Source organism: Streptomyces roseirectus, from assembly GCF_014489635.1.
Lineage (GTDB): Bacteria > Actinomycetota > Actinomycetes > Streptomycetales > Streptomycetaceae > Streptomyces > Streptomyces roseirectus.
Genome location: NZ_CP060828.1, coordinates 5114222 through 5126088, shown reverse-complemented (window position 1 = coordinate 5126088; position 11867 = coordinate 5114222). Strand labels below are relative to the sequence as shown.

The window sequence follows — 11867 nt, the reverse complement described above, 5'->3', positions numbered from 1 at the left end:
CCGGGTTCGGCGGGTTCGGCGGGGGGGACGGCGTCAGGACTGCGCCGCCGCCTTCGCCGCGATGTCCGTGCGGTGCTGGGAGCCGTCCAAGGTGATGCGGGAGACGGCCTTGTAGGCGCGGTCGCGCGCGTGCGTGAGGGTCTCGCCGGTGGCGGTGACGGAGAGGACGCGGCCGCCGGCGCTGAGGATGTCGGTGCCTTCACGCCGGGTGCCGGCGTGGAGGACGTACGCGTGCGGGGCGTCCTCGGCGGTGACCTCGTCGAGGCCGGTGATGGGGTCGCCGGTGCGGGGGGTGCCGGGGTAGTTGTGGGAGGCGATCACGACGGTGACGGCGGCCTCGTCGCTCCAGCGCAGGGGGGGCAGGTCGGCGAGGGTGCCGGTCGCGGCGGCGAGCAGGACGCCGGCCAGCGGGGTCTTCAGGCGGGCCAGGACGACCTGGGTCTCGGGGTCGCCGAAACGGGCGTTGAACTCGATGACCCGCACGCCCCTGCTGGTGATCGCGAGCCCCGCGTACAGCAGGCCCGAGAAGGGGGTGCCGCGCCTGCGCATCTCGTCGACCGTCGGCTGCAGGACGGTGTCCATGACCTCCTGGACGAGCTTCGGGTCCGCCCACGGCAGCGGCGAGTACGCGCCCATGCCGCCCGTGTTCGGGCCCTCGTCGCCGTCCAGCGCGCGCTTGAAGTCCTGGGCCGGCTGGAGCGGGACGACCGTCTCGCCGTCCGTGATCGCGAAGAGGGAGACCTCGGGGCCGTCCAGGAACTCCTCGATGACGACGCGCTCGCAGGCGTCCGCGTGCGCCTTGGCCGCGTCGAGGTCGTCCGTGACGACGACGCCCTTGCCGGCCGCCAGGCCGTCGTCCTTCACGACGTAGGGGGCGCCGAACGCGTCCAGCGCCTCGGCGGTCTCCTCCGGCGTCGTGCACACGTACGAGCGCGCCGTCGGGACGCCCGCGCCCGCCATGATCTCCTTCGCGAACGCCTTCGAGCCCTCCAGCTGGGCCGCGTCCTTCGACGGGCCGAACACCGGGATGCCGGCCTCGCGCACGGCGTCGGCGACGCCCGCGACGAGGGGGGCCTCGGGGCCCACGACGACCAGCTGCGCGTCCAGCTTCTTCGCCAGCGCCGTCACCGCCTCGCCGTCCAGGGCGTCGACCTGGTGCAGCTCGGCCACCTCGGCGATGCCGGCGTTGCCGGGGGCGCAGTGCAGGGCCGTGACGGCGGGGTCGAGGGACAGGGAGCGGCACAGGGCGTGTTCGCGGGCGCCGGTTCCGATGACGAGGACGTTCACGGGGTCAGCGTAACCGCTGAGGGTTGGTGGGCGGATTGGCTGTGCGTTCCTCCAAAGCCCGCCCGCCTCTCCCCTATTCGTTCGTGAACTCCTCGACCACCGTCGCGCCGAGCTCCCTGACGATCAGTTCGTGGCCGGACAGGGCCGACTCGTTGAGGTCCGGGTCGTCGTCCTCGGGGGTGTCGTCCTCGGGGGCCACCACCTCGTGGTGGACCGGGGGCGGGGGTGGGGCGGACTGCGGGGCGGACTGGGGGGTGGGGTGCGGGGTCGGCTGGGGCTGAGGGGCCGGTTGCGGGGGCTGGTAGGCCGGTGCCGGGGGCTGCTGCTGGTACGCGGGGGCCTGCTGGGTGGCGTACGCCTGCGGGGGTGCGCTCGGCGGGGCGCCTGAGCCCGTCGGGTCGACCACCGCGTCGATCTTCCACTGGACGTTGAACTGTTCCGCCAGCGCCTGCTTGAGCGCTTCCTCGCTGCCGCTGCTCGCGAACTTGTCGCGGGCGCCCGCGTTGACGAAGCCGAGCTGGAGGGTGGTGCCGTCGAAGCCGCTGACCTGGGCGTTCTGGCTGAGGAGGATCCAGGCGAAGCGGCGGCGGGTCTTGACGGCCTCCAGGATGTTGGGCCAGAGCATGCGGGGGTCGAGGCCGCCGGCCTGGGGGGTGTAGGCGGGGGCCTGGTCGGTGGGGGGCTGTGCGGGGGCCTGCGCCTGTGCCTGGGGTTGGGGCTGCTGGGCGGGGCGGGGGGCGGCGCCGGGGGTGGTAGCGGTGGGCCAGCCGCCGGGTTTGCGGTCCGCGCCGGTGGAGGCGGGGGTGGGCCAGGCACCGGGAGTGGGGGTGGGGGTGGGGGTGGCGGGGGGTTCGACGGGGGGTGCGTACGCGGCCGGGGCTTGTGCCGGGGCCGGGGCCGGGGCGGCGGACGGTTGCTGCGCCGGGGGGGCGTACGCGGGCGGGGCGGAGGGCTGCTGGGCGGGAGGGGCGTACGCGGGTGCGGGGGACTGCGGCTGCGCCGGGGACTGCGCAGGGGGTGCCAGGGGCGCCGGCGTCGTCCCCGTGCCGCCTCGGACCGCCGCCCTCGCCGCTGCCGCGCCGCCGCCCGGGGCGACCTGCATGTGAGCGTCGGAGGCGGGGGCGTAGCCGACCGGGACGCCGGGGGGCGTGTGGGCGGCGGCGAAGCTCGCGCCGCGTTCGATGCGGTCGAGGCGGGCCAGGAGGGAGCGTTCGTCGGAGTAGGCGGCGGGCAGGAGCACGCGCGCGCAGATCAGCTCCAGCTGGAGGCGGGGGGAGGTGGCGCCGCGCATCTCGGTCAGCCCCTCGTTGACCAGGTCGGCGGCGCGGCTGAGTTCGGCGGCGCCGAAGACGCCGGCCTGTGCCTGCATGCGCTCGATGACGTCGGCGGGGGCGTCGATGAGGCCCTTCTCGGCGGCGTCCGGGACGGCCGCGAGGATGACGAGGTCGCGCAGGCGCTCCAGGAGGTCGGCGACGAAGCGGCGGGGGTCGTTGCCGCCCTCGATGACGCGGTCGACGACCTCGAAGGCGGCCGCGCCGTCGCCCGTCGCGAACGACTCGACGACGGAGTCGAGCAGCGAGCCGTCCGTGTACCCGAGGAGCGAGGTCGCCATGGTGTACGTCACGCCCTCGGCGGTGGCGCCCGCGAGGAGCTGGTCCATCACGGACATCGAGTCACGCACGGAGCCGGCGCCCGCGCGCACGACGAGCGGCAGGACGCCGTCCTCGACCGGGATGTCCTCCTTCTGGCACACCTGCCCGAGGTAGTCGCGCAGCGTGCCCGGGGGGACGAGGCGGAAGGGGTAATGGTGCGTGCGCGAGCGGATCGTGCCGATGACCTTCTCGGGCTCGGTCGTCGCGAAGATGAACTTGAGGTGCTCCGGGGGCTCCTCGACGACCTTCAGCAGCGCGTTGAACCCCGCCGACGTGACCATGTGGGCCTCGTCGATGATGTAGATCTTGTAGCGGCTGCGGGCCGGGCCGAAGAACGCCTTCTCGCGCAGGTCACGGGCGTCGTCCACGCCGCCGTGCGACGCCGCGTCGATCTCGATCACGTCGATCGAACCGGGGCCGTTGCGCGCGAGGTCCTTGCACGACTCGCACTCCCCGCACGGCGTCGGCGTCGGCCCCTGCTCGCAGTTCAGGCACCTCGCCAGGATCCGCGCGCTCGTCGTCTTCCCGCAGCCGCGCGGGCCACTGAACAGGTACGCGTGATTGACCCGGTTGTTCCGCAGCGCCTGCTGCAACGGGTCTGTCACATGCTCCTGCCCGATGACCTCGGCGAACGACTCCGGGCGATAACGGCGGTACAGCGCGAGAGACGACACGCCTACGAGGTTATAGGCGCCCACTGACAAACCGGGCCGGGTGGTGGGGTGGGGCGGGGAAGAGGGGCCGCGGGGACGGGGAACGGTGACGACGGTACGGGGCCGTGACGGCGAGCCGGCGTCTGTCGCGCGCGTACGCGAAGACCCCCCACGCACCCGCCAGAGCCAACCTACCCTTGCTGCCTTCCGGCCCTGGGGGAGTTCAGTCAGATAGCGCCGCGTGAGGGGCTGTCCCCCAGCCTACCCGATCCCCCACCCCCTCTCCCCACCCCTCCACCCTCCCCCGAACGAGTTCGCAACCACCCTCCGACGTCATGTAATGTTCCGACCGGAGGATTCGCCTAGAGGCCTAGGGCGCACGCTTGGAAAGCGTGTTGGGGGCAACCCCTCACGAGTTCGAATCTCGTATCCTCCGCCAGTGCCTCACCGGGCACGTTGTCGAAGGGCCCCACCGCTTGCGGTGGGGCCCTTCGACGTTCAACTGAGCCGCTTCAGTTCCTTCACAGCTGCCGGCACAGCCAGGCACAAGCCGGCTGTTGCGGCGAAACCCCCGCCGGCGGACAGCACGACGTCAGTCGTGTCCGCGCCGGCGCGGACCTTGAGCAGGGCTACGCAGAGAGCCACCACGGTGGACAGCAGAGCAGCGATCCCCAGCCACAGGGCCCAGGTGCGTGAGGAGGCCGGAGGCACAGACGTGGACACGGAAGGTTCCTTTCAGAGGGTTGCGAAGGGTGGGAGAGAAAAAGAGGTCGTGAATCACGGGGTGCCCAGTGGTCCGTCCATCAGGAACTTCGCCAGCTCCGCACGAGTCCTGGAAAGCGAGTCCGCATACGCCTGGTGAGCCGCGGCCTGGTCGCGGAGTGTGTTGATCGCCCGTACCGCACGTCGCTGCTGTTCCAGCGGCGGGAGCCGGACCGGTAGATGACCGAGCACGTCACGGCTGAGGGAGGAAGCGGCGGTGGCCGCTGACCGGTTGCTCATCCACTCCATGCGGCGTGGCGACGCGAGATAGCCCAAGAGGTATTCGGGGTCCACCGCGACAGAGTGCTCTCGCAGCCTGAGCCTCATCACGTTGGGGCTCAGCAGCCAGCCCTCCTGCTCCGCGGTCACCATCGCGGGGGCACGCATGGCCCCGGACCGGACACACACGATGTCCTGCGGCCGCAACCAGAACTTCTTGAGCTTCTTCGCCGTCTCCAAAGAGACCCGCTCACCGTCAAGGGCGACGACCCTGCCGTCCACGAGCTGGCGCGGCAGGACAACCGGCACCAGCCCCTGCTCCGAGCGGTCGTTCTTGCCCAGGCGGGTATAGGAGGGCCCCGGCTGGATCTCGCACAGCTCAGCCAGAGTGGTTTCCATCCATGCCGACGGCGGCTCCCCGTGGCGTGCGGTTCCGCTCGCGCCCCAGTTCCAGTCGAGGGCAGCCGCTGCCTCGTCCGCCGTGTCGACGTCGTCACGAAGGCGGACACTTTCCTGACGCGACGCGTCGACCTCGTCGAGAGAGCCTGCTTCTTCAGGGCGCCTGCCGGTGACGTGATCGATGGGACTCAGTGAGTAGTCGACGGCTTCGAACGCGCCTCGCGGGATCAACGCCGTGTACGGCTCAAGGCCACTGCCCGCGGTCGGTCGTACTTGCCGGAACAGCCATGGCACGGCGACGTCCACGATGGCCTGCCGGTCGTCCGCTTCGAGGACGTTCCGGTTTCCTTGCCTGGTACCCAGGTGCCGGGCATCCAGCAACAGGACTTCGGGAGTCGGCTGTTCGGTGCGCCGCAGGAACCACAGGGCCACCGGCACGGGAGTCGCGGAGAACAAGTTGGGCGGCAGGGCGATCACGCACTCGACCGCTCCGCTCTCGATCAGGTTCCGCCGGATATTGCGCTCGGCTTCATCGACCGAGTTGCCGGCCTTGACCGGCATCACGACCGCAGCGCGCCCTTCGTCCTTCAGCTGCGCCATCCCGTGCTGCAGCCAGGCGAAGTTGTCGTTGCCCCTGGGCGGGGCCCCGAACTCCCATACGCCTTCCCTCCGGCCCGATCCGGTGGAGTCGGTCATGTTGAACGGGGGATTCATCATCACCACGTCGGCGAACGGCTCGGCGCGGGTCCTCGCCTCCCATGGCAGGTCCCCGGTGCTGCGCAGTCTCGGCAGCGCCCCGTGCAGGAGCACGTGCATCCCGGCGAGCCGCAGGGTGTCACGGCTGGGCACTTCACCCCGCACCGAGAATCCGGACGTCCGCGCGCCGACGTACTCGGCCGCCGCCGCCAGCATCTCGCCGCCACGGGCGTACCCGTCGTAGACCGACTTGCCACCCTTGTCCGCGCCCAGGGCCAGTTCGGCGGCCAAGCGAACCACCCCTCTGGGGGTGAAGAACTCTCCACTGCGGAGCCCCGCCCGGGACTCGTACTCGTCGAGGATGAGCCGGAAGGCTCCTCGACGCAGTTCCCCCGCCAGCCGCACCACCTGGGCGAGGTCGCCATAGGTCCGGGGCTCCAGCCGGCCGAGGATCTCCCGCATCCCCGGCAGCACCCCGTACCGCCGCAATTCTTCGTCGGCCGCGTCGCCGATCCGGTGCAGCAAGTCCGCGATGTGTTCCGGGCCTGTACCGGCATCGGCAGCGGCCTTGAGGGTGCTCCATCGGGACTCGTTGCCGCGCAGGAAAACGAGGGCGAGCAGCAAGGTCAGGTAGTCCAGCATCGAGGCTGAGCCCCGCACTCGGTCGGAAAGGGGTCCCATGAGTGCGCTGACACTCCGCTTGTCGGCCTCTCCGTTCTCTTCCTCACTCTCCGTTCGGCGGACAGGGTTCGCAGGACCGTTCCGGGCCTGCCAACCGCTCAGGACACGGTCCCGGTAAGTGGCGCCGGGGCTCTCGTCGGGCCGCAGTCGGCCCTGCGAGATCTTCCGGTCACCGAGCCAGTCGAGAACCGAGGAGAGGCGGAAGTACTCCAGCTCACCGGAGCGCGTCGGGACGGGGAAATCCTGATGTCGTCGCGCCCAGTTGGATACGGTCGGCCGTTCCACACCCGCGTACGAGGCGATCTCCGACCGGGTGATCAGCGGATCACGCTCATCCGACATGGCAACCATGTGTTCCCCTTCTGGTGTTGGCCACTGCTCGACCCCTGAACCGTAGGGGTGAGCAACCAGAGGAGTCCAGTGCGCATTACAGGTGCGCACATAGTACGTACGGCTACGAGAGGTTTGGAGCGCAACCAGGATGGCGCCGCTTCTTGGCACACCTGCACTTTTTCCCGGAGATGGCAGCCTTGGCCCTCCGAGATAATTTGGGATAGGGGTTAACAGATGACACCCGTAACGAACCGCCTGGCTGGAACTGGCCGGCTGACTCCAGGAGGAAGCGACACGGGAGAGGTCGCGTGAAAAGGCGCGTCGGTGGGCGCGAGTAACGGCCGTTTCGCGTCTTCGTACTCGGCAGCGAGGCATTGTCCCTGGCCGATGCGTGCGGCTTTTGGGAGGCGGTGAGTGAGGCGCGAGGTCAGGTGGCTCGTGCCAAGGGGTGGGGGTTTCGGCGGGTGCGGGGGCGTAGGGGGCGGAAGAGGACGTACAGGGTGGAGATGACTACGAAGGCCAGGCGGAGGAGGCCGCGGGTGGCGGCGTCGGGGATGGTGAGGACGGGGGCGTAGAGGGTGAGGAGGCCGATCCAGGTCCACCAGGGGATGAGGCGGCGTTGGCCGATGGTGTCCCAGAGGAGGGTGCCGAGGAGGACCGAGGCGGTGTAGTAGGTGTAGACGCTGGGGTCGAGGGCGATGCGGGCGTTGGCTCCGAGGAGGACCACCGCGGGCCAGCGGCCCCGGGCGACGGCCAGGCAGCCGAGGGTGAGGGCGAGGGCGGCCTGGGCGGGGCGGCCCCAGGGCGGGGTGTCGGGGGTGCCGACGCCCAGCCAGCGGAGGGGGGAGGCCGGCTGGACGGGGATGGTGAACTGGGCCGCCGCGTAGGAGTGCGGGGCGTCGATGAAGAAGGGGAGCCAGGCCGCGGCGACCAGGGCGGCGCAGGTGAGGAGCGCGCGGAGCCAGTGGCGTCGGGGGAGGGCGAGGAGCAGGGGGACGAAGGCCAGCGCCGTCGGTTTGGAGTCGAGGGCCAGCGCCAGGAACGCGCCGGTCGCGACCGCGTTGCCCCGGGTGAGTGCGCGGACGGCGAGCGTCGTGAAGAACAGGGCGAGGACGTCGTCCAGGTGCCCGAAACGCACCGCCACCTCGATCCACATCGGGATGAACGCGAGGCCGGCGACGAGGACGCGCTGGCGCAGGCGCTGGTGGTTGGTGCCGGTGCCCAGCATGTGCCAGGCGGCGCTGCGGCCGACGAGGACGAGGATGACCAGGCCGAGGAACGACATCAGGGCGGCGGCGAGGAACTGGCCCGTGTGCTGCGAGAAGGGGTTGAACAGGCCCGCGACCAGGAAGCTGACCGGGCCCATCTGGAGCTCGGGGTGGTGGGCGTAGAGGTTGAGGCCGCCGCCCTCGCCGCCGTAGATCAGCTCGCCGCCGGTGCGCAGGTAGTGCCAGGAGAACCCCCCGTGCGGCTCGACCACCGCGAACCACAGGAGCGTCCAGGCGGCGAGCAGCACGAGGTGCGTCCGCTGACCGATGACCGGCACGTGTCTTCCCTTTCGGTCCCTCTCGCCCCGCGCCGGTCTCGGGACAGCGCGGGGCCCCTACTAGAGATGGCCGAAAAGGGTTGCGGGTTCATGGCCGGAGGGTGCAGGTTCATGGCCGGGGGTGCGGGTGTTCCGGTCTCCCTCCGCTCCCGCCGCGGAACTCCCGCCGTGGGACTACCTCTGCGGTACTCCCTCTGCGGTACTCCTTCTGCGGGACTACGCAAGTCCTCCGATCACCCCACAGAATCTTGAAAGTACAAGTAGCCTGGGGGTGCTCCACCCGACCCCCATGCGGGTGGAGCACCGGAGAGGAATCCGCGATGAACGTCAGGAGTGACCCCATGCCGGACGCCGCCCTCCTTTGCTCACTCGCCCTCGGGCTGCTCGGCGCGGGGCTGGCCGCGTTCGTCGTCTCCTGGCACGGGTGGGGGCACCACCACCGTCCCTGAGGTACTACCTCTGGAGGTCCAGGGGTTCCAAGACCCGGGGTCTACGTCAGCGGGCGTAACCCCGGAGCGCGTCGTGTCCCGTGGGGACGGGGAGCGACGCGGACACCGGGCCCGGCAGCGGAAACACCCCCCGTTCCGCGCCGGGCCCGGTGACACGGCTCGGAAAAATTAACTTGCGCAACTCAAGCAACCTCCCTCCTTTCGGAGGCCCCGGCGGGGTCGCCGGCCCAGCCGAAGCCGAACGCCGTGGTGGCGGTGCTGGCGCTGGCCGGGATCGTCGTCTCGTTGATGCAGACGCTGGTCATCCCGATCGTCCCGGAGCTGCCGAGGCTGCTGGACGCGCCCGCGTCGGACACGGCGTGGGCGGTGACCGCGACGCTGCTGGCGGCGGCCGTGGCGACGCCGGTCGTGGGGCGGCTCGGGGACATGTTCGGGAAACGGCGGATGCTGCTGGTCAGCATCGTGCTGCTGGTCGCCGGCTCGGTGGTGTGCGCGCTGGCCGACTCGCTCGTCCCGATGGTCATCGGCCGTGCGTTGCAGGGGCTGTCCGCGGCGGTCGTGCCGCTCGGGATCAGCATCCTGCGGGACACGGTCCCGGCCGACAGGCTCGCGGGGTCGACGGCCGTGATGAGTGCGTCGCTGGGTGTCGGCGGTGCGCTGGGGCTGCCGATCGCCGCGTTCATCGCGGAGAACTGGGACTGGCACATCCTGTTCTGGACGTCGGCCGCGCTGGGCGTCGTCTCGTTCCTGCTGGTCATGGCGTTCGTGCCGGAGTCGAGGAACCGCGCCGGGGGCCGGTTCGACCTGGTCGGCTCGCTCGGGCTGTCCGCCGGGCTGGTCTCGCTGCTGCTCGCGGTGTCGAAGGGCGCCGACTGGGGCTGGACCTCGGGGACGACGCTGGGGCTCGGCGCCGTCGCCGTCGTCGTCCTGCTGGGCTGGGGCTGGTGGGAGCTGCGGGCCAAGCAGCCGTTGGTGGATCTGCGGACGACCGCGAGGACGCAGGTGCTGTTCACGAACCTGGCGTCGGTCGCGCTCGGGTTCTCGATGTTCCCGATGTCGCTGGTGCTGCCGCAGTTGCTCCAGTTGCCGGAGCGGACGGGGTACGGGCTCGGGAAGTCGATGATGACCGTCGGGCTGGTGCTGGCGCCGCAGGGGTTCGTGATGATGGTCGTCTCCGCGCTGTCCGCGAAGGTCACGCGGGCGAAGGGGCCGAAGGTGACGCTGATGATCGGCTCGCTGATCGTCGCGGGCGGGTACGGGCTGAACATCCTGCTGATGTCCGAGGTGTGGCATCTGATCCTGGTGTCCTGTGTGATCGGCGCGGGGGTCGGGTTCACGTACGGGGCGCTGCCCGCGCTGATCATGGGTGCGGTCGATCCGTCGCAGACGGGGGCGGCGAACAGTCTCAACACGTTGATGCGGTCGCTGGGGACGTCGTTCGCCAGCGCCATCGCGGGGGTTGTCCTCGCGCAGATGACCACGGACTTCGGGGGGCACGCGCTGGCCTCGGAGAACGGGTTCAAGGTCGTCATGGCGCTCGGGGCGGGGGCGGCGGTGGTGGCTTTCCTCCTCGCGATGTTCATTCCGCGGCGGAGGGTGGGGGTCGGGGAGTCGGTGGGTGAGCGGCCGGTGGGGGCGGCTGCGACTGCGGCGGGGGCCGAGGTGTAGGGGGCCTAGGTGCAGGGGGCGCTCGTTGAAGTGACGGGCTCGGGACCTGGTGGTTCCGGGCCCGTTCGGGTTTCGGGGCCGTCCGGGTTTCGGGGGGGGTGCGGGGGTGGTTATTACGATCGGGGCATGGAGTGGCTTGAGCGGGTGGCGGAGCTTCGGCAGTGGTCTCGGCACGGGGTGCGGGCGCCGCACAAGCCGCTTCTGCTGCTGTATGCGCTCGGGCGGTTCCGGCAGGACGAGGACGAGCTCAAGTACAGCGCTGTCGAAGGGGAGTTGAAGCGGCTGCTGGCCGAGTACGGGCCCACCCGTCCGACCACGCCGGCCTATCCGTTCCATCACCTCGTCAACGACGGGGTGTGGGAGGTGCGCAGCGAACTCGGGGACGAGAGTCCCGGGAGCGGGGTGCGGCTGTTGCGGGAGTCGGGGGCGACGGGGCGGCTCGCGCCCTCGCTGCAAGGGGAGTTGCGGCGGCGGCCCGAACTGCTGTGGCAGCTCGTTCAGTTGATCCTTGAGCGGCATTTTCCGCCGTCGCTGCATGGGGAGTTGTGCGAGGCGGTCGGGCTTGAGGAGGCGTTCTCACCGGCGCGGTACTCGTTCGGGCGGCGGCAGCAACGGGATCCTCGTATGCGGGAGTTGGTGCTTGCCGCGTACGGCCATCAGTGCGCGTTCTGTGGGTACGACGGGAAGCTTGGCGGGAAGCCTGTCGGGCTTGAGGCGGCGCATGTTCGCTGGTGGGCGTTCGAGGGGCCCGACTCCGTCGACAACGGGCTCTGTCTCTGCTCGCTGCATCACAAGCTGTTCGACAAGGGGGTGCTCGGGTTCGATGCCGGGTATCGGATTCTCGTGTCGCCGGTCTTCAGTGGGGGGACGGCGGCTGCCGAGGCCCAGGTGACGGGGCTTGCCGGGCGCTCGTTGATCGGGCCTCGGGTGGGGGAGCGGGCTGTGGCTGCGGGGTATCGGGAGTGGCATGTGGAGCAGGTGTTTCGTACGGCCGCGTGAGGGGTGGTCGGGGGCGGTAGGGGGTGGGGGGTTCTGCCGGGGGCGGGGTGCGGGTGCGTTGTGGTTGGTCGCGCAGTTCCCCGCGCCCCTGGCGGCGTCCGGGCACCTGCGTTGGTTCGTTCCGGTCGTTCCGCGATGTTCGACGCGGAGCCCGACGCCGCGCCCGCCCCACGAACCCAGGCGCCAACTCCGCCCAGCGAGCCCAGCGCCAAGACCGCCCTGCGAAACCCGACGCCAACCCCGCGCCCAGCGCCAAACCCGCCCCGCCGAGACCGACGCCGCGCCCTCCCCACGAACCCAGGCGCCAACTCCGCCCAGCGAGCCCAGCGCCAAGACCGCCCCGCGAAACCCGACGCCAACCGCCGAGACCAGCGCCAAACCCGCCCCGCCGAGACCAGCGCCAAGACCGTCACGCCGAGCCCAGTCCAGCGCCAAGACTGCCCCGCGAGACCCGGCGCCAACCGCCGAGGCCAGCGTCGGACGCCGGGCCAGCCCGTCCCCAGCCCGGTGTTGGGCCCATCCC

Annotated in this window: 8 protein-coding genes, 1 tRNA gene and 1 other RNA gene; 4 read left to right on the top strand and 6 right to left on the bottom strand. The window is 71.0% G+C overall.

Translation table 11 applies throughout. The features are described from left to right. Positions 1–33 precede the first annotated feature (33 nt). The 3 genes from purD to ffs all read right to left on the bottom strand — a co-directional run bounded on the left by purD (position 34) and on the right by ffs (position 3846). Positions 34–1287, bottom strand: coding sequence for a phosphoribosylamine--glycine ligase (gene purD / locus IAG44_RS21655; protein ID WP_187748736.1), 1254 nt, complete (start codon positions 1285–1287; stop codon positions 34–36). Between the two features lie 73 nt (positions 1288–1360). Then, on the bottom strand, positions 1361–3613 hold the full coding sequence (locus IAG44_RS21650) for a DNA polymerase III subunit gamma and tau (RefSeq protein WP_187748735.1): 2253 nt from the start codon (positions 3611–3613) through the stop codon (positions 1361–1363). 136 nt (positions 3614–3749) lie between these two features. After that, positions 3750–3846, bottom strand: an RNA gene (ffs, locus tag IAG44_RS21645) — signal recognition particle sRNA small type. Between the two features lie 97 nt (positions 3847–3943). On the opposite strand from ffs, the gene IAG44_RS21640 reads away from it, so the two are divergent. After that, positions 3944–4031, top strand: a tRNA-Ser gene (locus IAG44_RS21640). Between the two features lie 59 nt (positions 4032–4090). On the opposite strand, the gene IAG44_RS21635 is transcribed toward IAG44_RS21640, so the two are convergent. The 3 genes from IAG44_RS21635 to IAG44_RS21625 form a co-directional block, all read right to left on the bottom strand. Beyond that, positions 4091–4315, bottom strand: a complete 225-nt coding sequence (locus IAG44_RS21635) for a hypothetical protein (protein ID WP_187748734.1) — start codon at positions 4313–4315, stop codon at positions 4091–4093. Positions 4316–4369: 54 nt separating this feature from the next. Beyond that, the gene (locus IAG44_RS21630; protein ID WP_187748733.1) at positions 4370–6700 is read right to left on the bottom strand and encodes a type I restriction-modification system subunit M/S; all 2331 of its coding nucleotides are present in this window, start codon (positions 6698–6700) and stop codon (positions 4370–4372) included. A gap of 409 nt (positions 6701–7109) precedes the next feature. Continuing rightward, on the bottom strand, positions 7110–8228 hold the full coding sequence (locus IAG44_RS21625) for a hypothetical protein (protein ID WP_187748732.1): 1119 nt from the start codon (positions 8226–8228) through the stop codon (positions 7110–7112). Between the two features lie 320 nt (positions 8229–8548). On the opposite strand from IAG44_RS21625, the gene IAG44_RS44300 reads away from it, so the two are divergent. The 3 genes from IAG44_RS44300 (at position 8549) to IAG44_RS21615 (ending at position 11344) form a co-directional block, all read left to right on the top strand. Then, positions 8549–8677: a hypothetical protein gene (locus IAG44_RS44300; protein ID WP_281404297.1), complete on the top strand. Its 129-nt coding sequence runs from the start codon at positions 8549–8551 to the stop codon at positions 8675–8677. 246 nt (positions 8678–8923) lie between these two features. Further along, on the top strand, positions 8924–10345 hold the full coding sequence (locus IAG44_RS21620; protein WP_187748731.1) for an MFS transporter: 1422 nt from the start codon (positions 8924–8926) through the stop codon (positions 10343–10345). 126 nt (positions 10346–10471) lie between these two features. After that, on the top strand, positions 10472–11344 hold the full coding sequence (locus IAG44_RS21615) for a phosphorothioated DNA-binding restriction endonuclease (protein ID WP_187748730.1): 873 nt from the start codon (positions 10472–10474) through the stop codon (positions 11342–11344). Positions 11345–11867: the final 523 nt, after the last annotated feature.

Excerpts from the sequence above, each read along its gene's own strand:
- IAG44_RS21615 (WP_187748730.1), top strand. The coding sequence starts at position 10,472 with ATGGAGTGGCTTGAGCGGGTGGCGGAGCTTCGGCAGTGGTCTCGGCAC.
- IAG44_RS21630 (WP_187748733.1), bottom strand. The coding sequence starts at position 6,700 with ATGGTTGCCATGTCGGATGAGCGTGATCCGCTGATCACCCGGTCGGAG.
- IAG44_RS44300 (WP_281404297.1), top strand. The coding sequence starts at position 8,549 with ATGAACGTCAGGAGTGACCCCATGCCGGACGCCGCCCTCCTTTGCTCA.